This window comes from Bifidobacterium olomucense, from assembly GCF_012932375.1.
Classification (GTDB): domain Bacteria; phylum Actinomycetota; class Actinomycetes; order Actinomycetales; family Bifidobacteriaceae; genus Bifidobacterium; species Bifidobacterium olomucense.
In genome coordinates this window covers 125,440-147,650 of record NZ_JAAIIG010000003.1, presented here as the reverse complement: position 1 = coordinate 147,650, position 22,211 = coordinate 125,440, and the positions used below count along the sequence as shown (strand labels likewise).

The window sequence follows — 22,211 nt, the reverse complement described above, 5'->3', positions numbered from 1 at the left end:
CCTTATCCGAGTTCCGTAACCACACCGTCCTGGATATGTAGACGGCGTGGGAAGCGTGCGGCGATGCTGGGATCATGGGTGACGACTACAAGGCTTGCGCCTTGATCGGCAGCACCCATGAGCAGTTCGATGATGGCGCGGCCGGTATCGGTATCGAGTGCGCCAGTGGGCTCGTCAGCGAAGATGATGTCGGGCTGCTTGGCCAATGCACGGGCTATGGCGACTCGCTGCTGCTCTCCGCCGGACAGTTGGGAAGGTTTGTGGAATATGCGTTCGCCAAGACCGACCTGTTCCAGCGCTTCCGTGGCCCGTTCTCGACGAGCGCCATGAGGCAACGCAGTGTATTGCAGTCCGGTCATTACATTCTCCAGAGCCGAGACGGTGGCAATGAGATGGAACTGTTGGAACACGAATCCGATGCGCGCGGCTCTGAGCTCGCTGCGACGCTTCTCCCCCATTGCGGCCACGTCCGCGCCATCATAAGACAACGTGCCGGAGGTGGGCATATCCAAAGTACCCAGCAAAGACAGCAAGGTGGATTTGCCGGAACCGGATGGGCCCACGATGGCGATGCGTTCGCCGTGACCAATGGTCAACGACGTGCTGTGCAGAATCTCCAGCGGATTGCCGTCCCTGCCAGTAAACGCTTTGGTAACACCATCGAGCATCAGTAGTGCAATCATGAGACCACCACCTTGTCGCCTTCCTTCAGCCCGTTGGCTTTGGTGATTTGTGCCTGGGCACCCGCCACCAATCCGATCTCAACGCTGATGCGTTTGATCTCGTCACCACGAATTACTTCAACCGCATACGAATTGCCTGCACCGGCAATCAGTGCGGTGACCGGTACGATCAGCGTTTCCGTGTTTGCCGCTGCAGCGTTTGGCACGACGACTTGGATGGCTGCGGGGCCGAATTGCGCCACCTTCGTCTGGTCGGGAAAATCGATGCGAACGGATGGCGAGGTGACCTGCCCATCCTTGCCAGTGGATTGGCCACCTTGGTCGACGGCGGCGAGCGTGGTATCGACTGTGGTATTATCCGGCAGAATCACTTGCGCCTTGTCTCCGGCTTTGAATGTGGCAGCCTGGGTCGCGGTGATGGTGGATTGCGCGTGCAAGGTCACGCCCGTGTAACTGGCAGGGCTTACATTGGTGTCCCCAAGTTTGGCGTTCACGGTTTTGATACGAATGGGAGCCGAAGATGCCAAAGCAACCGATCCGGGATTGAACACCCCATTAACCGCGTCGCCGGTGAGCCCGAGGGACCGCTGCCATTGTTTGATAGCTTCTCGGGTCAACCAATTGTAATGCGGCCCGACTTCACCGTTGTAGAAACCGAGTTCCTTAAGATTCTGCTCCAACTGTGTCACATCCGGGCCATCCGCAATACCCACTTCGATAGTGCGCCAGAAGGGGCGCTCGCCGTGGAAGAGCGGTACCGGCACGCCATCCATCTCATACACCTGTTCACCGGTGTTGATTTGCTTGCCGGCTACCGGCAGTTGGGTGATGATGCCGGTAGCGGCGGCGAAATCGGAGGCATCATCGTATTGGAGAGTCGCGCCTAACCGTGTTTCGGCATTGAGCACGCCTTTCGTGACCGGCTGCGCGCGCAAGGTAGTCACATCTATGTTCTGCGAAGACGATTGACTACCAGCAGTCATGTGACCGATAAGAGTCCACGGGCGTGTGATCACGCAGGTAGCGGTGAGGCCTATCACTGCGATGAGCACCATGATGATGGTGATGATTCTGCGGCGTTTGGAGAATCGTCGTGCTTCCGTTCGCGTCATGATGATGCTCCTATCAAGGTGCCGCCTGTTGTACGGCGAAGGTGTCGTATGGGTAGTCGCCTATCCAGCCGAAGATTACGGGCGTATCGTTTGCCGGGCATTCTTGGAAGAAGCGCCGTACATCCTCTTCCGGCACAGTGTTCGGGATCACGATGGTCAATGGGTGTTCGCCGCTCGGATCGGCAATCCAGCTGAACCCTTTGGTACGGGCATCCTGTGCGTATTTCAATACGGCGGCTTTATCTTCCTCCGATGCATTGGCATCTTGGTCCGTGGCACTGAACGTTGACTGCGAAAAGTCAGGAACTGCCGTCTCACAAGCAGCGTAGTCGGCTTGTTTGGATGCGTATGGTGATCCGGCCATGTCTGTCGAGGTCCGGAAGATCACGTAGTTCCAGTCCTCTTTGGTGATGCTGTTGCCGATGCCACCTGACGATTTAACATTTGGATAGAGCTCAGGCGGCGTTGTATGGTAATGCTCTTCTGTGCCGTCCTCAAGGTATCTGATTTCGGATTGCGCGGGATTGCCGGCCGCATCGAGTTCCACCACGCCTACTTGATTATTGTCCCATCCGACCGATCGCGCATCGAAGCCTTTGCTGGTAAGGCAGGATACAAATCGTTTGACCTCGATACTGGGTTCTTTCGGCCCATCACTATCCTTTGAGTTCGAAGTGCTGATGGAAGTGTCGGTTTTGTCAGCAGCAGCCGCATCGGTTGCACTGTTCACTGTGAATGGCGATGAGCATGCCGCCAACATGATCAGACACAGTGCAGACGCAGTAGTGCCGACTATGACCTGCTCGAATCTATGGCAAATGTTCCGCCCCTCGATATCCTGATGCGGTTTCATGGCGTCCCCCAATTTCTCATTCCAATCATCAACGATCGGATACAAAGAGATACTAATGTGAAAGCATTCCGTGCTTCATTGCCGGATGGATGCGCGTTCAGGAGACCACTCCCATGGCTTCATCCATAACTTTGGTGTAGTCGTAACCGAAATCATCTGGCGTTCCATCAAAGCCGTAGGTGATATGCGCGTCGCCGACAGGACATTCCTTGAAGAACCGACGTAATTCGTCTTCGCTTACGGTTTTGGGAATGAGAATGGTGGTCGGCTCATTACCGGTCGGATCGGCCACCCAGCTGAAGCCTTTTTCACGGGCATTCTTGGCGAAGTCGAGTGTGGCCTGCTTATCCGCTTCGGAATAGGTTGGCGTCTGGCTCAAGTCCTGTGCAGGTTGGGCGAAGTTCGGATTCTTGGCCTCGCAGTCTGCATAATCCTGCCGCTTCGATTCGTAAGGACTGCCAGCTAGTGCGGTGGAATCTTTAAACGCCACCCACACCGTGCCGTAGTCGATGGAAGTGAACATAGAATTGGCGTACATCTGCTGGGTGGTGGAATCGGTGTTCACGCTCATGCCGTTATCGGCGGCTTCAACCGGTTGACCGTTCGCGTCGAGCATGCGCAGCATGACCATGTTCTTGGCGGTTGGCGTCTTCATCTTGCCGTTCTTATCGGGTACGCCAGGGGAAGCCGTGGCCTGTGCCTCGAAGCCCTTTCCGGTCAGGCAGGAGACGAACTTCTTGGCATTGGCGTCGATCGTGAGATTGTCGGTGGTGTTGGAGCCGGAACCTGCAGCGGTATCGGAGTCGCTCGCGCCGGCCGACTGGTTGGTGAACGGCATGGAGCATCCGGTGAGCGCCGCGAGACATAGGCCTGTGGCAATACCGATGGCCAGCGTACGGCTAAGTGATTGTTTGACAGTGTGGCTGAAATCGAGGTTGGTGGCCATGGCAGTCCCTTTCATTGAACGGTTCATATTTCGGTTGATAGCCTCATCCAACCTCCCCAGCGGTGGCGGCAGGGTGATGAATGTGCTTACCTTCGCCTTACCTTGGAAACGCCAATATGGACGGATAATGGGTGTAACCGACATCAGGAGGGGAATGGCATGAGGATTCTCATCGTGGAGGACGACCAGGAGCTGTCGGCCGCGTTGGACGACGCGTTGCGGTACGAGGGGTACGCCACATCATTGGCTATGACCGGCGTGGAGGCGTTGCGTATTCTCGCCGAGCAGAACGTGGATATCGTGCTTCTGGACCGTGACCTGCCGGTGCTTTCAGGGGACGCGGTGATGGCTACGATCGCTGCGAACCGTATTCCAGTTGCCGTGATCATGCTCACGGCCGCCGCCGAGGTAAGCGACCGAGTCAGCGGTCTCGATCTCGGAGCCGACGACTATCTGACCAAACCGTTCGCCTATCCGGAGCTGTTGGCTCGTATTCGCGCGTTGCAACGCCGCGCAGGAAAGGGGCAAACTACAGCGTCAGTGCTTATGCACGGTGATCTGACGCTTGATACCACGCGTCGCCTTGTATTCCGCGACCATGGTCGAACACTCGTCAAACTCACGCCCAAGGAGTATGGCGTGCTGCTTGAACTCATGCGTGCGGATGGTGGGTATGTGACCGTCGCCGAACTGTACGAAACCGTCTGGGATGAGGCTGCCGCCGTGGAACCAGCCGATGTGATCAAGACCACCGTATACTCGCTACGCCGCAAGCTGGGCGACCGCGATGCCATCGAATCCACGCGTGGGGAAGGATATCGACTCGCATGAAACATCACCTGTTCCCCGTGCCCCTTGCCGCCGGAAAATGGCACGTATTCCAATCCATGCGGAACCATTTCGTCATCATCGCCGGCAGACTCATGCCGAAATCATTTCGTGCGAAAATCACGCTGGCTATCGCACTCATCATCATTGCAATGATGACGGCGCTCATCGTCACACAGAACATCGTCGTGGCGCATACCACCGCCGAAGCAAACCAGACGATGACCATGTGTGCGAATAGTGACGGCACGGTTTCCGTCACCACTGGCATGGACACCGAAAACGGGCCCGCCGCCAACGGCACCGGAAATCAGGCAGTGGTCTGTTACACGGGCGCGAAACGAAACCTCGACGGCATGGAATTCTACGTGCCAAACACCTCCCAAGAATGGAGCACAGCGCGGGACAAGACCGAAAACGGCCCATGGATCCTCGACGAATACAACGGCGTGATGATCAGCACGGCGAACGCCGTCACCAACACACTGACCACCACCATGCGCACGGTTTCCGTCATTGCGCTGACGGTTTTCGGCCTTATCGCAGTGTTTGCGGCATGGTTCATCGGCACGATGCTTTCCCGACGACTCACCGCAGTGGACCACCAAGTGGCAGCTTTGCAACCGAACGATTTAAGCGCGCGAATAGACGTGAAACCCGGCAATGACGACATCGACCGACTAGTTGATTCCATCAACGGCATGCTTGACCGCGTGGAGGCCAGTGCGACTGCCGAACGACGATTCGTATCCAATGCCTCCCACGAATTGCGCACGCCCATCGCCGCAGTGGAAATCAATCTTGACGCGCCGCTAGCCCAAGGCCGTTTCCCAGCCGATGTGGAACCGTCGGTGCGTCGCGCGCTCGCCGCCAATAGACGCGGAGCCGAACTCGTGCAGGCGTTACTCACGTTGTCCCGCATTCAAAGCGGCACGATTGGCGGCGATGCAACTCCCGGAACCTCAGGCGATATCGACTTGCGAGAATGCGTGAACCAAGCACTCACGGATGTCGATACGGTGATTGCCGATAATACGATTACCGTCAATGTGGAAGGCGATGCCACTGTGGCCGCTAACCCGGCATTGCTGAAACTCGCTGTAGGCAATCTACTGCGCAATGCCGCAATGCATAACGTGAAGAACGGGTCCATTGACGTGGCAATCAGTACCACACTCGATGCTAATGACCGCATCGATGACGACAATTCCACGGCTCAGGTATCGCTGACCGTGACCAATTCCACCGACGAAACATTGCCTGACGATTTGACCGAGCTCATCCAGCCGTTCCATCGCAGCCAGAATTCACGTATCAGTGCCATGCCCGGCGTTGGCCTCGGTCTTTCCATCGTGGATGCCGCCTGCCAGGCCATGCATGCCGCCCTGGAACTCACCCAGCCCGCTCCGAATAAGTTCCAAACCACCATCCGATTCCAAAATTAGGTATTGTCTTTCCCTTAAATCCCCGATACATTGGCGAGAGGTATTTGTTCCCTCGTATGAAACGGAAAGTATTGTGACCGCTTCGAATTCACCCGTAGACAACACCACTCAGACTTCCAATCACAACCCCGGCAAGCCAGCCAAATCCGGCAAACTCGAAGTCGCCGACCTGATCACCATCGGCGTATTCGCTGCGCTCTACTTCGTGATGGTGTGCGTGGCCACGCTGATGAGCACCCTGTTCACCGGTGGCTTCGGTTCCATCTTCCTTCCCGCCATCGCCGCCCTGATTTCCGGTTGTGTCTACATGCTGCTTGCCGCCCGACTCGGCAAGTTCGGCGGCATCACCGTGATGGGCATGGTCATCGGCCTGTTCCTGTTCATCTCCGGACATTTCGTGCTTTCATTCATCGCCAGCATCGTGTTCCCGGTGGCCGCCGATTTGATCGCCCGCGCCGGCAAATACAAGAGCAAGGTATTGCTGCTGGCCAGTTACGTGGTCTTCTCCTACGGACTCACGGGCCCGATCCTGCCGCTCTGGTTCATGAAGGACGCCTACATCGCCAGCCTTCAGGCTCGTGGCAAGGATGCGGCTTACATTGATGGTGTATTCGCCAATGTCAACACCGGCACGTTCTTCATCTCTATGGCCGCGATCTTGGTGTGTGCCATTATCGGCGGCTGGTTTGGTCAGAAGATGATGAAGAAGCACTTCATCAAGGCCGGCATCGTCTGATGCATTCCGCCAATACTTCAACAAAGGCGTACCTGTCTGATACAGGTACGCCTTTGCGCGTTGGGGGCGTTGACATGACCTTCAGCCACAACACATCAAATCAACGCACGCTAGACCCTCGAACCAAACTGTTCCTGCTCTTAGCCGCCAACCTCATGCTGTTTTTCCATGTGAGCGTCATTACGCAGCTCATCATGGTCGTGCTGTTTTTGATGCCGCTTGCGGTTGCGGGCCGTTGGAAGATGACCTTAAATTTCGCTCTGACCTACGCAATACTCACCGGATTGGGTTTCCTGGATCCTGAAGCTATGGGATTGCCATGGCTTCATGTCGTTTCTGCTTTGGCGGTGGGCTGCACGATGATGCTGCCCTGTTTCATCACCGGCGCATACGCGTTCACCACCACTTCCCCCAGCGCATTCATTTGCGCAATGCGTCGCATGCATGCGTCTGAATCCGTGGTGATTCCCTGCGTGGTCGTGATTCGATTCTTCCCCACAATCGCCGAGGACTATCGACAGATTCGCAATGCGATGGCCCTACGAGGCATTGCCGCAGGTGGATGGGGGCTGGTCCGGCACCCTGCGCAATTATTGGAATATATTCTTATCCCACTGTTGATGAACGCCACCAATGTGGCCCAGGATCTGTCCGTAGCAGCACTGACCAAAGGACTTGGGCGTAAAGGAGAGCACACCTCGCGTACTGTAATTCGCATGCGGATTGTGGATTGGCTCATGATGATTGCCATGATGGTCCCGCTGGTGCTTGATGTTGCCGGGGTGATTCGATAATGACCGCACAAGCCTATTCCAACAACGTGTCGTTTACTTACGAGCATGCCGACGAACCTGCCGTAATCAACACCATGTTGAGCATTCCGAGCGGGCAGTGCATTGTGCTGTGCGGTGCCAGCGGATGCGGTAAGACCACGTATTCGCGTATCGTCAACGGCTTGATTCCACAGTTCTTCCACGGCGAATTCAGTGGAGAGCAGCATACCTGCGGCATCGATACAGCTGCCGAGCCCATCGACAAGCTCACTCCCCTGGTCGGCAGCGTATTCCAAAATCCCAAAACGCAATACTTCAACGCCAAAGTTATTGACGAACTGGCATTCCCCGCGGAAAACATGGGATTGTCGCCGGAAGCAATCAACCATCGAATCACGGAAATCGCACAACGATTCGATATCGAACCATTGCTGCAGCGCAGCATTTTCCATCTCTCCGGAGGCCAAAAACAGCGCATCGCCTTGGCTACGGCCACCATGCTGAGTCCAAAGCTGCTCGTGCTGGACGAGCCCACCAGCAATTTGGATGCGGCGGCCATTACCGAAATGCGTGAGCTCATCGCGCAATTGAAGGCTTCTGGTATGACCATCGTCATAGCCGAGCACCGTCTTGCTTGGCTTAACGGCATCGCCGACCGATACATCATTTTCGGCAACGGACGTATAGCACATGAATACGAAGCCGAGGAATTCCTTGCGCTTTCCCCTAGCTGCATCGCTGCGATGGGATTGCGTGCTCTTGATTTGCAGCCGTACAGGCAATGTATCGCAACGCTGGAATCACAAACGAACGAGTGCGAACTTTCGGCTTCTGATATGGACGGCGGCTCAGAATCGACATCCACACAACGCGAGCAACACAACTACGCGCAGCAATCCAGCTCGAACTCGACACCGCTACTATCCACACGCCATCTCAACATTGGCTACCGCGGACGCGATGGATTCTCACGAGCCATTCCAGACCTTGACCTGTACCCCGGTCAGATCATCGGCCTGATGGGTCATAACGGTTGCGGCAAAACCACACTGGTACGCACGCTCACCGGCCTAGTCAAACCAACGTCCGGCACCGTGCTGCTGAACGGCAAACCAGCCAAGCCACGCGACCTTACGCATGCCGGATTCTTGGTCATGCAGGACGTGAACTATCAACTGTTCTCCGACAGTGTACGCGAGGAACTACTGCTTGGCCTTGACGAGACCGACCCGGCAATTACTAAGCGTTGCAGCCAAGTGCTTGAAGACCTTGACCTTACCAAGTTCGCAGACCGTCATCCGATGAGCCTGTCCGGCGGACAGAAACAGCGCGTGGCCATCGGTTCTGCATTGATGTGTGGCAAAGACCTCATCATTCTGGACGAACCGACCAGCGGCCTCGACCGCTACCACATGGAACAGGTGGGCGAACTCCTCCGCCAGCTCGCCGAACAAGGCAAAACCGTGCTCGTAGTCACCCACGACGAAGAGCTCGCCGCCGGCTGGTGCACCACCATCATCAACTTGGAACATCATTATTCGAAAACCAAACAATGAGCGAAAGAGACGCACTATGAGTAATCAATCTGCAGAATTCAATCTAACCGATTGGCTAGGCGATTGGGAAAGCTTTGAGCACTACATTGATGCTGAGGATGAAACTATTCGCAACACATGGGATGAGGCCGAGCAGGCTGTGCTCGCCAATCCGAAGATGGCACCGATGGCAGCTAACGGTATTCGTAAGTTCTGGGCGATGGCCTGCACTACCACTAGTCCGGAGAACATCATTCATATTGGGTATTGGACTGTCGGCGAGCCGGAAAACACGAATACCAATGTGCGCATCACTTGGTATGCGGAAGACAACACCAATCTCGACGCCTATGATTATCGCATCGACCATGTGATTGCACATGGCTTGGAAGGTTCGCCAACTTACGTGTTCATGACCGATGATCCACACGCGGAAGATAGCCCATTCCGTTGGCTGTTGGCCATTACTCCGTTGCCTTCGCGTACTGCATTCTCAAAGGACGGGCTGCTCAGTCATCTGCACTTCCAGTATGCCAATGACCTGCATACACTCGTTGAGGCTGACGGTTCCGGTACAGAGGCCCTGCGCAATCCGCGCTGGTATGCGACGATGTGCGCGGATGAAGGCACGGCGGAAGACCGCTGCCGGATTATTCGTGCGCTACATCATCTGGATTGAGTCATCGTACGCGCAGTTACTGCCTCTCTGACCGTCAGAATAGGCAGTAACTGCGCGTCTCAGTCACAAAATCTCAGCTGTTGCGGTTGATTTCGATGTCGGTGACGGTGAGGTTTGCCTCGTTGATGAGGTTGAACAGAATCACCTCGGCCAGAGGACCAGGCTGCATGAACGTGTGCTGCTTTTCTTCGGACACATAATCATGGCTGTCGCGATAGAACGCGGTATCGATGCCACCCGGGTAGACGGCAACCACCTTAACGCTCGTGCCCTTGTACGCGGCCTGCAGACTCTTGGTGTAGCCCTTCTCGCCCCACTTGGTGGCGCAGTACACGCTTTCGTTCGCGTTGCCTCGGGTGGCGGCAGTGCTCATGATCTGCGCGATTTTGACATTCTGTTCATCGCAAGCCTTCAAAGTTTCGACAGTCCACAGGATCATACCTTTCAGACCCTTGAGGCACTTGTCTACGTCGGCCGCCTCGTAGGCGGTGGGCACCTTGAAGGACGGCTGGCCTGCGTTGTTGATGAGCAGGTCGATATGGCCGAAAGAAGCGATCTCGGCAACGGACTTGCGCACAAAGTCCTCGTCGGTGATGTCGCCCACGTAAGCGCGGTATGATTCCGCCGGCCATTGTGCGGTCAATTCGGCCTGACGCTCAGCATTGAAATCAACGCCGGCCACCAGCCAACCGGCTTCGATCAACTGGCTGGCGAACTCATAGCCGAGTCCCAGCGCGCTACCGGTAACAATGGCGATTTTCTGTCCTGTTGCAGTGGCCATGATTATCTCCTTTACTCCTCAGCAACCAATTCTAGGTAGGAGTCGTTCCACAAATCCTCGTCACCATCCGGCATGAGCAGCACGCGCTCCGGGTTCAGGGCTTCAACTGCGCCCTCATCGTGGGTGACGAGCACGATGGCACCCTCATACTTGGCGATGGCCTTCAAGATCTCCTCGCGCGAAGCAGGGTCGAGGTTGTTGGTGGGCTCGTCGAGCAACAGCACGTTGGCGCGCGAAGTCACCAACGTGGCCAAGGCAAGACGGGTCTTCTCACCGCCGGAGAGTACACGGGCCGGCTTCATCGCGTCATCGCCGGAGAACAGGAACGAACCAAGAATCGAACGAGCATGCGTATCGTCCAGTTCGGGAGCCACATGCTGCAGATTCTCCAGAACAGTGGCATTCAGGTCCAGCGTATCGTGCTCCTGGGCGAAGTAGCCGATCTTGCAACCGTGACCGTAGTCCACGGAACCGGTGTCCGGCTCCTCGATATGTGCCAGCAGACGCAGCGTCGTGGTCTTACCGGCACCGTTGTATCCCAGAATCACCACGCGCGAGCCTTTGTCGATGGCCAGATTCACTCCAGCGAACACGATGTTGGAGCCGTATGCCTTGGAGATGTCCTTGGCCATGATCGGCGTCTTGCCGCAGGGCGCAGGCTCCGGGAAGCGAATATCCGCCACCTTCTCCTTCTTCTGTGCCTCCGAAGTTTCGGACAGCAGCTTTTCGGCGCGACGCATCATGTTCTGAGCAGCCACGGCCTTGGTGGCCTTTGCATGTAGGCGAATGCCTTGCTTCATCAGGCGTTCGGCTTTCTTTTCAGCCACTTCGCGCTCGCGGCGCCGGCGCTCCTCGTCTACCACGCGCTGATGCAGGTAGCCTTTCCAGCTCAGCGAGTACATGTCGATCTGGCCAAGCTGCGCGTCCAGATGCCAGACCTTGTTCACGGTTTCGTCAAGCAGTTCGGTGGAGTGGGAGATTACCAGGAAGCCGCCCTCGTACTTCTTCAGGTATCCACGCAGCCATTCGATGGAGTCGGCATCCAAGTGGTTGGTGGGCTCGTCGAGGATGAGCGTGTCAGCGTCGGAGAAGAGGATACGTGCCAATTCGATGCGTCGGCGCTGGCCGCCGGACAGCGTGCCAAGCTGCTGTTCCATGACCTCCTGGGGAAGGCCCAACGAGGCCGCCATCGCGGTCGCCTCGGACTGGGCCGCGTAGCCTCCGGCTTTCTCGAAGTCCTGCATGGCCTTGTCGTAGCGGGTCATAGCTTTGCTCATCACGTCCGGATCAGGGTCGGTCATCTCCTTCTCGGCCTTGCGGATGCGGTTGATGATGGTGGCGATGTCACGCGCGCTCATCATGCGGTCAAGCGCAGTCTGCGTCGGGTCGGAGGCATGTGTGTCCTGCGGCAGGTAGCCGAGTTTGCCGGATACGCGAACCTTGCCGGCCGTGGGTAACATGTCACCGGTGATCACGCGCGTGAGCGTGGTCTTGCCGGCACCGTTACGGCCCACCAGACCAATCTTGTCGCCTTTGGCCACATGAAAATCGGTGGGATGCAGCAACGTCCGCGCGCCGATCTGAATCTCCAGACCCTGTGCATCAATCGCCATACCTCACCCGTCGCTTTCCTTGTGATCCGTTGAACTTGCGATAAACCAACAGACCATGGTAGCGGAAGGCGTGAAGAACTTAAGGATATTCCCTGAACATATGAGGTAGGTCTCATGCCCATCGCGTACGACATTGGCGGTTCACGGCCGACAAGCCACTAAAATCAGTGATGGAAAATGCTGTTATGCGAGGGGGACTGCTATGGAATACGCCGATGACGCCGATCGTCGCGAACTACTGTTGCACAGCGCCTATGATGCTGAAGCCGTAAGAGCCATGGAACGTCCACTGTTGGACAAAGGCGTGCCATTGATGCGTATGGCCGCCCAAGCCGTGGCTCATAGCGCCGCCGGCCTTCTCGACGACGAAGATTTGGCGTTGGAAGATTCATCGATCGTGTTGCTTGCCGGTGCCGGAGACAACGGCGGCGACGGACTGTTCGCCGCGGCCGCACTGGCCCAGGAGGGTGCCGCTGTCACAGCCGTGGCAGTGGGCAAGTCATTGCATGAGGCTGGGTTTGCCGAATTCGTCCGCGCCGGAGGTAAGGTGCTGGTGCTCGATCCGGCCGCCGAAATCCCTGGCTGTGCGACAGGTTTCTCTGCTGGCGAAGCCGGTGAGCGATTGCAGGCTGCCGTCACGTTGGCTTCAAAGTCGCATCTCATCATTGATGCGATGACCGGTATCGGCATTCAAGGGGCGCTGCGCGGTATTCCGGCCGCTTTGGCGGCGGCATTAGGGCTCGATGGTGAGGTGCCGGATGAGCCGGCGCTTCCAGGACGTGAGTCGCCCAGGGACTTCCCATTGGTGGTTGCGGTAGACACACCTTCAGGCGTAGGAGTGAACGATGGTTCGTTGCCTGGCCCATATCTGCCGGCTACGCTGACGGTGACTTTCGGTGCGATGAAGCCATGTGCCGTATTGCCGCCGGCGACATTCGTATGCGGACGCATCGAACTGGTCGATTTTGGCTTCAGCATCGATGATGTGGAGCCATCTATAGAGGTAGTGGACAACGCCTTCGCGTCGGATGTGGTGCGTCTGCCACATATCGAGGACAGCAAATATTCACGAGGCGTCGTAGGACTTATAACCGGATCTCAGCGTTATCCTGGCGCGGCGGTGCTCACCGCACGCTCTGCCGCCCGCACGAACACCGGTATGGTCCGGTATCTCGGTCCTGAGCGCGCACAGAACATGGTACTGACTGCATTGCCTGAAGCGGTGATCGGCAAAGGACGCGTGCAGTCTTGGGTAGTAGGCTCTGGCGTGCCCTCTGCCGGCACCGCCGGCTCGGACGCCGATGCACAACGCGAGACGATCGCTGCGTTGCTGAAGCATTATGCGTTGCACGGAGACGAGACAGATTCCGCCGTCTATGACATGCCCCCGATTGTGGTGGATGCGGGCGCCTTGGATCTGCTACCGCCCCATGTCCCGGGTCAGGTGGTAATCACACCGCATGCCGGAGAAATGGCTGCACTGCTGAACCGTTACGAGAGCGATGGACGATCGGAAAACGCCGGTGACGCAATTGAGGATTCCGTAAGCATTTCATCCGACGATGTCGTTTCGTCATTCGACAGCTCCTCGACTGCTTCCAACAGTGTCGTGGCCAAAGAAGCAGACGATCTTGTCGCCGATCATGAACGGCACCCACAACATGCGTCAGGCAACGAGCCTCTGCTGCTGACCGCGCAGGACGTGCAGTCGAATCCATTGGCATGTGCTCAACGCGCACATGAGTTAACCGGCGCAACCATACTGCTCAAAGGCGCGGTAACCATCGTGGTGGACGAGGACCATATTTACGTTTCCGGCAGTGCTCCCGCATGGCTTGCCACGGCAGGGGCGGGAGATGTGCTGGCCGGCATCATCGGTGCGCTGATTGCCCAGCAGAATGACGAGATCACCACAGCGGAAACCGTGGCTTCGGCCGCATACTTGCATGGCGCGGCGGCGGCGATCGCATCGGAATCCGAACAACAAGGTTGGCAGACGCCGGAGCTGGTTGGGCACAGCCGGCGGCAACGTTTCCTGACGCCGGGACACCCCATTGTGGCCAGTGACGTGATTCGTGCGATCCCTGACGCCATTGCGGACATAGTTGCTTAGCCGACAGTACGAAGTACACTAAACTCGAATAGATTGTTTATATCGAGGAGCACTATGGCCAACTCCCCCATCACCGATGTTATTTTCGACTTCTGCGGCGTATTGCTGGATTGGAACACCCGCGCCTGTCTGGAAGGCAGATTCCCAGACGACGTGGTCGCCCGTATCTGTGCCGATGACGACCCATGTGGTTTCTTCCGCTATGAGGACCGTATGGATGCAGGCGAGGATTTCGCCGACATCTATCCAGACGTGGTACGCGAGCAAGGTGAGGACATCGCACAGATATTCAAGTATTACATCGACCATTATGCGGATGCTTTGCCCCGCACACTGCCGGGCATGGTCGAGTTGCTCGCCGATCTGAAGGTCCATGGTTATGGTGTATGGGGCCTGACGAACTGGTCCCACGAGACCTTCCACTTGGCGTTTGCGAAGTTCCCCCGTCTGGAACAATTGCTGGAAGACACTGTGGTATCCGGCGTAGAGAAAATGCACAAGCCTAACGCGGATATCTATGAGCTTGCACTGAAGCGTTTCGGTCTGAAAGCCGAACAGTGCGTCTTCTTTGACGATACCGCGAAGAATGTGGTCGGTGCCAGTGAGGTCGGCATCCACGGCATACTGTTTGAAGGTGCTATCGCTGCCCGCGATTCACTTGCCCAACTTGGCGTGCGGCTATAACCTCAATTCCCGACCATCCCTAATGGTATAAATACCGCTTATGACTCTGCTGCAGCTCAAATACATTGTCAAAATCGTCGAATGCGGTTCGATGAACGAGGCGTCCCACGCCCTCTATGTCTCTCAGCCCGCCCTGAGCTCCTCCGTGAAGGAACTGGAGAACGAGCTCGGCATTGAAATCTTCACCCGCTCCTCCCAGGGCATCGCCCTGACCGTGGACGGCGCCGAATTCCTGACCTACGCACGTCAGGTGCTCGATCAGGCCGATCTTCTGGAAGAGCGTTACAAGCACGCCAAGCCACGCAAGCAGCTGTGCCAGGTCTCCACCCAGCACTACATGTTCGCCGTCGAAGCATTCGTCGAGATGATCAACTCCATCAAGTCCGACGAATACGAGTTCACCATCCGTGAAACCCGTACGCGCGACATCATCAACCAGGTTGCCAACATGCAGTCCGAAATCGGTATCCTGTATTTGTCCGATTTCAACAAGGACGTCATCGGCAAGCTGCTGCGCGAAAAGCATCTGGAATTCCACCCGTTATTCCGCGCTCCGTTGCACGTGTTCATCTCGCGCAACAACCCGCTGGCCGCCAAGAAGCTCATTACGATGGAAGATCTGAAGCCTTACCCGTTCATCCAGTACGAGCAGGGCGAGGAAGGCTCGTTCTACTTCTACGAGGAGGCGGTCTGGCCGGAATACTCCCCCAAGCAGATCAATGTGACCGACCGCGCCACGATCCTGAACTTCATCATCGGTCTCAACGGCTACACGGTGTGCACCGGCATTGACAACGGCGACCTCAATAACGAGAAAATCGTCACGGTCCCGTTGGATTCCGATGAGACGATGTTGGTCGGCTGGATCACCAACGAGCGCGCGAAGCTTTCCAAGGCCGCTGAAACCTACTTGACTAAACTCAAGTCCGTTGTGGCCGATCACGGCTACAAGCTCATTGAGTAAGCATCACATAACCGTATAACCGGTAACTGTTTGTGGCTCCCCGGCGGGAGCCACAATTGTTTTTAGAACTGTTTACGGATTACATCGGTACCGTAGTAGCCGTCATGCCAATCATTATTGGCGGTATTCGCAGTCCAGTATATCGGCACTATTGTTGAACCGGCAGGATTGAACATGTTCAAAGAGCTGATGGCACAGTCCGAGTTCGGCTCGCATGTGGCCCCGCTCTCCGGCAATGCATATCCTGCGTCCAATATGTTTCCGTTGGAATCCAACGCTTCGTAATACACCTGATAATTCGTCAGTACATTTTGCGTATTGTTGTGCACGGTAAACGGAATCGTAGAATATGTGATGGATGAAGATACGTCGCCAATGGCATTGACGGTTATGGATGGGCTATCTTGGGGCTGTGCAACCTGCCGTATCTCCTTGAGCAGTTGGCTCATTTGCGCACGCTCCGTCTTGATTTGGTCAAGCTGCGTTGAAGCCTGCTTCATTTGCGACTGCCTATTGGCAATGTCTTGCTTCGACTCTTCAAAATCACTATTCGCCCATTTCAGGTTTTCGGCTTCATTGAGATACCGCGGGCTCTCCTGCACCACCACCGAATGACCGCCTGCATACCAGCCGGCAGCCCCTATAGCGGCTAAAAACACAAGACACAGCACTGCGATCACAGGTTTTCGCCATGTTTCCCATAACAACGCAATTGTTCCGTTATGCGACACATGTTTCAACTCAGTCACTGATTTATCAAGTCGATCAAACAAGGTATCGACAAATGGCTTCTTTTCATCCGAACCGCGGCTCATGGAATCACCACCGTCTTCACATCATTTCCAAACTGTCCTTTGTCGGTAGTGGTGGCGTCGTCGTATTTCGGATCGGGAACTGTTGCCGAAAAAGATGTCGGCCGTATGGTTGCCCCGGAAAACCCCGCATCCTTCAGCATGCCTTCAAGCACCACGGTTTTGCCTGGATATACGACCACATTGGAAACATATGCGTTTTCATCGGAGACAAGTATCTTGCCATCTGTACCGATCACGTTGTAATCCACGTTGGCATTGAAAATCACATGCCCGGAAGTGTTCTTGACGGTGAATTTGGGATAGTAGTACTTATCGAGTCCTTCTCCCCCGATATACGTATAAAACGGATCGACGTCAGGGCTAATGGACTCCACCGTAATCGCGGTTTTGCCGGCAGCAGCATCGCCGACATACTGTCGGTATAGCTTCTTGTCTTCAGCGGCATGTTTTCGCTGCTCGGCAACCTGTTCGCGCAAATCGTCGCGCTGCTCGGTCAAACGCTTGGTTTCCTTGCGATTCTCAGCAGTATTTGCTTCGACTTCCTTGGTTTTCGCCGCCAACGCCAAGTAGGTCTGATCGGTGGTGGGATCTTTGGTGACGCGCCCCACTGCGAATGTCACGGCAAACGTGGTTGCTGCAACCACCAGAGCTGCGATAACCAGCCCAAGCATCCGCCGAAATCGTGAACCTTCCTTCATGCTTCCACTGTACTGAAATATTGGTTTTCACTAAGGGAAAGTCAACGAAAATTCATTTTCGGTACTCATAGTCTGCACCGATGACGAACCGCTACTGTGCGGGCAGAACCGCGCTGGCAGCGGTCGCCGCGAATCCCCGGATCACTTCGATCATCACATCACGATCTTGCGCATCAATATTGCGGGCGGCAGCCAACATAAGTGGCAATGATTGCGTCAAGTGCGAAGTCAATTCACCGAACGTCCGGTATCCACCGGCTTCGAATATGGCAAACAGGTTTTCGATAAACTTACGGCGATGATCATCATCAAACTTTGCCATCCAACCGTTGATTGTGCGCGACAAGTATTGCGCACTAGACGTGAGTCCTTCCGCTTGGACGAACTGACCATGATCGACTTGCCAGTGTAAGGCGAAGTGTTGCATGATGCCGATGCCGTCGCTATTGACTACCGTGTATCCATCGCTCAATTGCTCGCGGGACTCGAACAACATACCGATGATCGAGGAACCAGGCACTGACTTGTGCACCTTGGATTCGATGCGTTTGAAACCGGATAAGACAAAGAAATCATCATCAAAACCAGGGCCATCGTGGGAGAAGACCGCGACAATACGATCTTGGATTTCAACTGGTACGCAGGCGGCTGCATATACCGCGAGATTGCCGCCTTTGGAATGGCCGCCAACCATGATCGGACCATTCCAGCGCTGCGCCACATTGGTGATGTATTCCGTTGCGGCTTTTTGGGACGCGACCGGCCTGCGGAAGGCCATGGTGAAATCCTCTTTCCACCCGATGATGGAGCTGTCGGTTCCACGGAACGCCACATACAGAGTATTGGCTGCATCACCGAGAGCGAATGCGCATGCTGAGAATTGCTTGGTGGTTTCCGGGTCGAATTCATCCACATATTCGCCGACGCGCAAATTTCGCCAGCGTGGGTTTTCGCACATCGTGCGCAGCAGATCCACGTTCATCTGCGGCGACCATACTTTGCCGAACATGGCGTCGTAGCATTCGGCGCGAAGCAAATCGCGGATGGAAACCATCAGCATAGATGATCGCTCCGTTGCTTCGGCTGATATCCGTGAACTCATCTGATATCGCGGCACGTTGTCCGGCATACGCGCATACGCCAGCTGTGACAACGACAAACTGTCCGTCTCGTTGAACGGCAAAGCGGCAAACGTATCAAAATACTTCCGTAAATCGTCCGTGATGTTGCCCATGTCAACTCCTTGAAACCCGCTCATTTTCGATTGTAGTAAGGGCAATGGCTAACAAAAAAGCGGGCATATCGCCCGCTTTGATGAGTACTTTGATGAATACTGCCGTACTGCGCGATCACGCGCCGTACTGTTCGAGGTAGGCTTCGGCGCGCTGCTTGATGTCGTGGTCAAGCAACGGAGTGCCGTCGGCCTTCTTCATCTTGGCGGCGGCGTCAAAGATCTCGCGCACGTTGGCGATGGCAAGCACCGGGAAGCCGAACTCCTGCTCCACAGCCTTGACGGCGGACAGATCAGAATCCTTGGTCTTCTCCATGCGATCCACGGAAAGCACCAGACCCACGACTTCGACGTCGGCTTCGGCCTTGAGCTTCGGAATGACCTCGCGCACTGCGGTACCGGCGGTCATCACATCGTCCACAAGCAGCACCTTCATGCCGTCGGTAAGCGGGGTGCCTACCATCCAACCGCCGTCGCCGTGATCCTTTTTCTCCTTGCGGTCGAAGGTGTAGCCGACGGTCATGTTGTGGCCTGCGGTCAGTGCGATGGCGGTGGAGACGGCCAGCGGAATACCCTTGTATGCCGGGCCGAACACGGTGTCGATGTCGCGCGGAATCGTGTTGTGCACGATGGCCTGGCTGATCTTCTCAGCGTAAAAAGCACCCAGAGTAGCGATCTTCTTGCCGTTATCGAAGGCACCGGCGTTGATGAAGTACGGGCTCTGGCGGCCGGACTTCAGCGTGAAGTCGCCGAACTTCAATGCGTTGGATTCCAGCAGGAATTCCGTAAAACGATGTGCAAGCGTTTCTGCCATAGCATTTACCTCCAAGTTTTGCCTGCGGCCAGTTTAGCAGCGAGCTCGGGACGCTCGTCCAACAGGTCATCCAATTCGCGGGCGATGCGCAATGGTGCCACCGGGTCGAAGAGCGCCGCCGCTCCCACTTCCACGGCGTTCGCGCCGGCATACAGGTATTCCAACGCCTTTTCACCGGAGTCGATGCCGCCAATGCCGATGATCGGAATCTCCGGCAATGCGGTACGTACGCGGTACACGGCAGCAATGCCGATGGGCAGCACGGCCGGACCGGATACACCGCCGGTTTTGTTGGCGATGATCGGTTCACCAGTGCGAATATTGAGCCTCATGCCGAGCACGGTGTTGATCATGCTCAGCGCATCGGCACCATGTTCCGCGGCTGCGCGAGCCGGCACGGTGATGTTGGTGACGTTCGGCGTGAGCTTGACGATCATCGGCTTGTCGGTCATCGGACGCAGCTTGTCCATCAGGGCGGCCAGAGCTACCGGATCGGTGCCGACGCTCATGCCGCCGTGGGTCACGTTCGGACAGCTGACGTTGATTTCGAGCATATCCGCTGCGGAGTCGGCGAGTTTGGCGACCACCTGCATGTAATCGTCATCGCAATGGCCCGCCACATTGGCTACCACCAGTGCGCCGGCCTTCTTCAACTTGGGCAGGTCATCCTCAAGATAGTGGTCCACGCCGGGATTCTGCAGACCAACGGCGTTAAGGTTCGATGCCGGACCTTCCGCGGTGCGCGGGGACGGATTGCCTTCCCACGGAATCGGCGAGCATCCTTTGGTGGACACTGCGCCAAGCTGGCTGACATCATAGAACCAGCGGACGGCAGCATATTGGAAGGTTCCGGAAGCGGTGCCGACCGGGTTCTTCCATGTGACACCTGCCACCTGGGTCGAGTGCTTCCACTCGTGCGGCTCGTAGATGTTGATGTGATTGTCGGTTGGACGTGCGGCAGTCGTTGCTGTGATGGTGCTCATCGTCACTTCCCCCATCCGAGTTGTTCGCGGGTGAATACCGGGCCATCAGAGCACACCTTGAGACGTCCGTCCACGGTGTCCACAGTGCAGAGCACACAAGTGCCGTAGCCGCAGCCCATGCGCTGTTCCATGCTGAGCTGTGCCGGCATATCGCGCTCAGCTGCCCACTGGGCAACCGCCTTCATCATCGGTAGCGGACCACAGGAGAGAATGATCGGCGCATGATCGGTAACATAGAGGTCGCCGGACTGCTCCAGCTGGTCCAACAGGTCCACCACGTTGCCCTGGGCATTGTCGATGCTGAAGGAACGGTCGGTGTAACGGGACACGAATTCCTCACCGAAGTGGGCGTCACGGTAACCAATTACGGAGGTCGCCACGGAACCGGCCATGTCAGCGATCTTCTGTGCCGCGTATAGCAACGGCGGTACACCGAGGCCGCCACCAACGAGAATATAGTTGGCGTCCTGTTTCAGATTGAAGCCTCGGCCAAGCGGACCAAGGACGTCCACCGTGTCGCCGACTTCGAGCTGCGCGAGTTGCTCGGTGCCGTGACCGATGACGGCGAAGATCACACTGACCTCATCGCCTTCGACTTCGCTGACGCCAAATGGGCGAGGCATCAGCATGAAATCGTCGTGCGTGAACAGGTTCACGAACTGGGCTGGTTTGGCATGGGATGCGATGAACGCGTCATGGAAGGTCAAGCGCACCACATGGTCGGTCAGTTCGCGCACAGCCGTGACTTCCACGGTGTGACGCGGTGGGAAGAATCCCGCTGCGGTGGCTTCAGCCACCACATCATGCGTTGGAGTGAAGGTAGTCATGAGATTCCTTGTTTTTTGGTTTCCCCGTTGAGGGAAGCTGCCAGCGGAACTGAGCGAGGGGATCTTTCACTAACGGTAGACGGCGATGCGCAGAGCGTCGCGCATATCGAGCGCGGCTTGGCGGGCACTTTCGGCAACCAAATCCAGCGCTTCATCGGCGCTCATGGATTCGGAATACTTGCCGCTCTTCTTCCATGCACCGATAATGCCACGGGAAGAATTGACCAGTGCGCCACTGCCATCGGCGTCAAACATACCGGCGACATCCTGTGCGGTACCGCCCTGAGCGCCGTAGCCCGGCACCAGGAAGAACGTGTGCGGCATACGGGCGCGCAATGCGCGCCCCTCCTCCGGATGCGTGGCACCGACCACGGCGCCGACACGGGAATAACCGTGTTCGCCGATGGTTTCGGAGCCCCAGCCTTCTACAAGATCGGCCACGTGCTCATAGACCTTCTTGCCGTCCGCCAGATCAAGCATCTGCAGCTCGCTGGAGGACGGGTTGGAGGTGCGCACCAGCACGAAGATGTCCTTGTCGGCTTCGGTGGCGGCCTGAACAAACGGCGTGATGCCATCCGTGCCGAGATACGGGTTCACGGTCACGGCATCCTCATGCCATGGGTCGAAAGCCGCGCCATCGGCCGAAGCGGCTGCCACACCGTTCAGGTGATGGGCATAGGCGGCGGCCGTGGAACCGATGTCGCCACGCTTCACGTCACCAAGCACATACAGACCCTGCTGGGCCGCGTATTCGCAGGTCATCGTGTAGACATCGACGCCGGCCGGGCCGAGTGCCTCGTACATGGCGATCTGCGGCTTGACTGCCGGCACGATATCGGCCACCGCATCGATGATGGTGCGGTTGAATTCGAAGTAGGCGACCGCCAGCTGAGCAGCAGGCAGCTCCTCCGGGGAATCCACCGAGTCACGCACTTCATCGGCGAAGCTGGCCACCACTTGCGGCGGCACCAACGCTTCGGTGGGATCCAGGCCCACGACGGACGGGTTCTGCACGTTGTTGATTGCTTCGATCAGACGATCCATCGAAGTCCTTTCTGTTGAGTCTCTCCTCCAGTCATGCTTCGCATGACAGCCCCC

22 protein-coding genes are annotated in these 22,211 nt (G+C 56.6%); 9 read left to right on the top strand and 13 right to left on the bottom strand.

Annotated elements, in window-relative coordinates; translation table 11 throughout:
- Window positions 1–2: 2 nt before the first annotated feature.
- From G1C97_RS04350 to G1C97_RS04335, 4 genes are all read right to left on the bottom strand, one after another.
- The gene (locus G1C97_RS04350) at window positions 3–683 is read right to left on the bottom strand and encodes an ABC transporter ATP-binding protein (protein WP_169240718.1); all 681 of its coding nucleotides are present in this window, start codon (window positions 681–683) and stop codon (window positions 3–5) included.
- Complete coding sequence (locus tag G1C97_RS04345) at window positions 680–1,795, bottom strand: peptidoglycan-binding protein (protein ID WP_169240717.1); 1,116 nt, start codon at window positions 1,793–1,795, stop codon at window positions 680–682. The genes G1C97_RS04350 and G1C97_RS04345 overlap by 4 nt, the downstream gene beginning before the upstream one ends.
- 13 nt (window positions 1,796–1,808) lie before the next feature.
- Window positions 1,809–2,648 (bottom strand): hypothetical protein, encoded by an 840-nt coding sequence (locus G1C97_RS04340; RefSeq protein WP_169240716.1) that lies wholly within the window; start codon window positions 2,646–2,648, stop codon window positions 1,809–1,811.
- 97 nt (window positions 2,649–2,745) lie between these two features.
- Complete coding sequence (locus G1C97_RS04335; protein WP_169240715.1) at window positions 2,746–3,594, bottom strand: hypothetical protein; 849 nt, start codon at window positions 3,592–3,594, stop codon at window positions 2,746–2,748.
- A gap of 159 nt (window positions 3,595–3,753) precedes the next feature.
- On the opposite strand from G1C97_RS04335, the gene G1C97_RS04330 reads away from it, so the two are divergent.
- The 6 genes from G1C97_RS04330 (at window position 3,754) to G1C97_RS04305 (ending at window position 9,590) form a co-directional block, all read left to right on the top strand.
- Window positions 3,754–4,425: a response regulator transcription factor gene (locus tag G1C97_RS04330; protein ID WP_169240714.1), complete on the top strand. Its 672-nt coding sequence runs from the start codon at window positions 3,754–3,756 to the stop codon at window positions 4,423–4,425.
- Entirely contained in the window at window positions 4,422–5,867 is a 1,446-nt protein-coding gene (locus G1C97_RS04325; RefSeq protein WP_169240713.1) for a sensor histidine kinase, read from the top strand. Before G1C97_RS04330 ends, G1C97_RS04325 begins: the two co-directional genes overlap by 4 nt.
- Window positions 5,868–5,940: 73 nt before the next feature.
- Window positions 5,941–6,603: an MptD family putative ECF transporter S component gene (locus tag G1C97_RS04320; protein ID WP_169240712.1), complete on the top strand. Its 663-nt coding sequence runs from the start codon at window positions 5,941–5,943 to the stop codon at window positions 6,601–6,603.
- A gap of 74 nt (window positions 6,604–6,677) precedes the next feature.
- Window positions 6,678–7,397: an energy-coupling factor transporter transmembrane component T gene (locus tag G1C97_RS04315; protein ID WP_169240893.1), complete on the top strand. Its 720-nt coding sequence runs from the start codon at window positions 6,678–6,680 to the stop codon at window positions 7,395–7,397.
- On the top strand, window positions 7,397–8,932 hold the full coding sequence (locus G1C97_RS04310; RefSeq protein ID WP_169240711.1) for an ABC transporter ATP-binding protein: 1,536 nt from the start codon (window positions 7,397–7,399) through the stop codon (window positions 8,930–8,932). The genes G1C97_RS04315 and G1C97_RS04310 overlap by 1 nt, the downstream gene beginning before the upstream one ends.
- Window positions 8,933–8,948: 16 nt before the next feature.
- A complete protein-coding gene (locus tag G1C97_RS04305; protein ID WP_169240710.1) occupies window positions 8,949–9,590 on the top strand; it encodes a hypothetical protein in 642 nt (213 codons plus the stop codon).
- A 73-nt stretch (window positions 9,591–9,663) separates the two neighbouring features.
- On the opposite strand, the gene G1C97_RS04300 is transcribed toward G1C97_RS04305, so the two are convergent.
- Complete coding sequence (locus tag G1C97_RS04300) at window positions 9,664–10,371, bottom strand: SDR family NAD(P)-dependent oxidoreductase (RefSeq protein ID WP_169240709.1); 708 nt, start codon at window positions 10,369–10,371, stop codon at window positions 9,664–9,666.
- Between the two features lie 11 nt (window positions 10,372–10,382).
- Complete coding sequence (locus G1C97_RS04295; protein WP_169240708.1) at window positions 10,383–11,984, bottom strand: ABC-F family ATP-binding cassette domain-containing protein; 1,602 nt, start codon at window positions 11,982–11,984, stop codon at window positions 10,383–10,385.
- A gap of 202 nt (window positions 11,985–12,186) precedes the next feature.
- Here G1C97_RS04295 and G1C97_RS04290 point away from each other — a divergent pair, with 202 nt between their 5' ends.
- From G1C97_RS04290 to G1C97_RS04280, 3 genes are read left to right on the top strand one after another with little or no spacing between them, the layout of a single operon-like run.
- Window positions 12,187–14,097 (top strand): bifunctional ADP-dependent NAD(P)H-hydrate dehydratase/NAD(P)H-hydrate epimerase, encoded by a 1,911-nt coding sequence (locus tag G1C97_RS04290; protein ID WP_169240707.1) that lies wholly within the window; start codon window positions 12,187–12,189, stop codon window positions 14,095–14,097.
- Window positions 14,098–14,151: 54 nt separating this feature from the next.
- A complete protein-coding gene (locus tag G1C97_RS04285) occupies window positions 14,152–14,781 on the top strand; it encodes an HAD family hydrolase (protein ID WP_169240706.1) in 630 nt (209 codons plus the stop codon).
- Between the two features lie 40 nt (window positions 14,782–14,821).
- On the top strand, window positions 14,822–15,745 hold the full coding sequence (locus tag G1C97_RS04280) for a LysR family transcriptional regulator (protein WP_169240705.1): 924 nt from the start codon (window positions 14,822–14,824) through the stop codon (window positions 15,743–15,745).
- A 62-nt stretch (window positions 15,746–15,807) separates the two neighbouring features.
- Here G1C97_RS04280 and G1C97_RS04275 read toward each other — a convergent pair whose 3' ends face one another.
- The 7 genes from G1C97_RS04275 to pyrF form a co-directional block, all read right to left on the bottom strand.
- The gene (locus G1C97_RS04275; protein WP_169240704.1) at window positions 15,808–16,560 is read right to left on the bottom strand and encodes a hypothetical protein; all 753 of its coding nucleotides are present in this window, start codon (window positions 16,558–16,560) and stop codon (window positions 15,808–15,810) included.
- Window positions 16,557–17,231, bottom strand: a complete 675-nt coding sequence (locus tag G1C97_RS04270; RefSeq protein ID WP_169240703.1) for a hypothetical protein — start codon at window positions 17,229–17,231, stop codon at window positions 16,557–16,559. The genes G1C97_RS04275 and G1C97_RS04270 overlap by 4 nt, the downstream gene beginning before the upstream one ends.
- A 118-nt stretch (window positions 17,232–17,349) precedes the next feature.
- On the bottom strand, window positions 17,350–18,492 hold the full coding sequence (locus G1C97_RS04265) for a DUF2974 domain-containing protein (RefSeq protein ID WP_169240702.1): 1,143 nt from the start codon (window positions 18,490–18,492) through the stop codon (window positions 17,350–17,352).
- Between the two features lie 115 nt (window positions 18,493–18,607).
- On the bottom strand, window positions 18,608–19,303 hold the full coding sequence (gene pyrE, locus G1C97_RS04260) for an orotate phosphoribosyltransferase (RefSeq protein ID WP_169240701.1): 696 nt from the start codon (window positions 19,301–19,303) through the stop codon (window positions 18,608–18,610).
- A gap of 5 nt (window positions 19,304–19,308) precedes the next feature.
- Window positions 19,309–20,301: a dihydroorotate dehydrogenase gene (locus G1C97_RS04255; RefSeq protein WP_205832521.1), complete on the bottom strand. Its 993-nt coding sequence runs from the start codon at window positions 20,299–20,301 to the stop codon at window positions 19,309–19,311.
- Entirely contained in the window at window positions 20,289–21,113 is an 825-nt protein-coding gene (locus G1C97_RS04250) for a dihydroorotate dehydrogenase electron transfer subunit (RefSeq protein WP_169240699.1), read from the bottom strand. Before G1C97_RS04250 ends, G1C97_RS04255 begins: the two co-directional genes overlap by 13 nt.
- Before the next feature lie 69 nt (window positions 21,114–21,182).
- Complete coding sequence (gene pyrF / locus G1C97_RS04245; protein ID WP_169240698.1) at window positions 21,183–22,157, bottom strand: orotidine-5'-phosphate decarboxylase; 975 nt, start codon at window positions 22,155–22,157, stop codon at window positions 21,183–21,185.
- Between the last annotated feature and the right edge of the window lie 54 nt (window positions 22,158–22,211).

Bases quoted from the DNA above. Each gene is read 5' to 3' on its own strand.
- G1C97_RS04350 (WP_169240718.1), bottom strand. From the start codon at position 683: ATGATTGCACTACTGATGCTCGATGGTGTTACCAAAGCGTTTACTGGC.
- G1C97_RS04345 (WP_169240717.1), bottom strand. From the start codon at position 1,795: ATGACGCGAACGGAAGCACGACGATTCTCCAAACGCCGCAGAATCATC.
- G1C97_RS04340 (WP_169240716.1), bottom strand. From the start codon at position 2,648: ATGAAACCGCATCAGGATATCGAGGGGCGGAACATTTGCCATAGATTC.
- G1C97_RS04335 (WP_169240715.1), bottom strand. From the start codon at position 3,594: ATGGCCACCAACCTCGATTTCAGCCACACTGTCAAACAATCACTTAGC.
- G1C97_RS04330 (WP_169240714.1), top strand. From the start codon at position 3,754: ATGAGGATTCTCATCGTGGAGGACGACCAGGAGCTGTCGGCCGCGTTG.
- G1C97_RS04325 (WP_169240713.1), top strand. From the start codon at position 4,422: ATGAAACATCACCTGTTCCCCGTGCCCCTTGCCGCCGGAAAATGGCAC.
- G1C97_RS04315 (WP_169240893.1), top strand. From the start codon at position 6,678: ATGACCTTCAGCCACAACACATCAAATCAACGCACGCTAGACCCTCGA.
- G1C97_RS04310 (WP_169240711.1), top strand. From the start codon at position 7,397: ATGACCGCACAAGCCTATTCCAACAACGTGTCGTTTACTTACGAGCAT.
- G1C97_RS04305 (WP_169240710.1), top strand. From the start codon at position 8,949: ATGAGTAATCAATCTGCAGAATTCAATCTAACCGATTGGCTAGGCGAT.
- G1C97_RS04300 (WP_169240709.1), bottom strand. From the start codon at position 10,371: ATGGCCACTGCAACAGGACAGAAAATCGCCATTGTTACCGGTAGCGCG.
- G1C97_RS04295 (WP_169240708.1), bottom strand. From the start codon at position 11,984: ATGGCGATTGATGCACAGGGTCTGGAGATTCAGATCGGCGCGCGGACG.
- G1C97_RS04290 (WP_169240707.1), top strand. From the start codon at position 12,187: ATGGAATACGCCGATGACGCCGATCGTCGCGAACTACTGTTGCACAGC.
- G1C97_RS04285 (WP_169240706.1), top strand. From the start codon at position 14,152: ATGGCCAACTCCCCCATCACCGATGTTATTTTCGACTTCTGCGGCGTA.
- G1C97_RS04280 (WP_169240705.1), top strand. From the start codon at position 14,822: ATGACTCTGCTGCAGCTCAAATACATTGTCAAAATCGTCGAATGCGGT.
- G1C97_RS04275 (WP_169240704.1), bottom strand. From the start codon at position 16,560: ATGAGCCGCGGTTCGGATGAAAAGAAGCCATTTGTCGATACCTTGTTT.
- G1C97_RS04270 (WP_169240703.1), bottom strand. From the start codon at position 17,231: ATGCTTGGGCTGGTTATCGCAGCTCTGGTGGTTGCAGCAACCACGTTT.
- G1C97_RS04265 (WP_169240702.1), bottom strand. From the start codon at position 18,492: ATGGGCAACATCACGGACGATTTACGGAAGTATTTTGATACGTTTGCC.
- pyrE (WP_169240701.1), bottom strand. From the start codon at position 19,303: ATGGCAGAAACGCTTGCACATCGTTTTACGGAATTCCTGCTGGAATCC.
- G1C97_RS04255 (WP_205832521.1), bottom strand. From the start codon at position 20,301: ATGGGGGAAGTGACGATGAGCACCATCACAGCAACGACTGCCGCACGT.
- G1C97_RS04250 (WP_169240699.1), bottom strand. From the start codon at position 21,113: ATGACTACCTTCACTCCAACGCATGATGTGGTGGCTGAAGCCACCGCA.
- pyrF (WP_169240698.1), bottom strand. From the start codon at position 22,157: ATGGATCGTCTGATCGAAGCAATCAACAACGTGCAGAACCCGTCCGTC.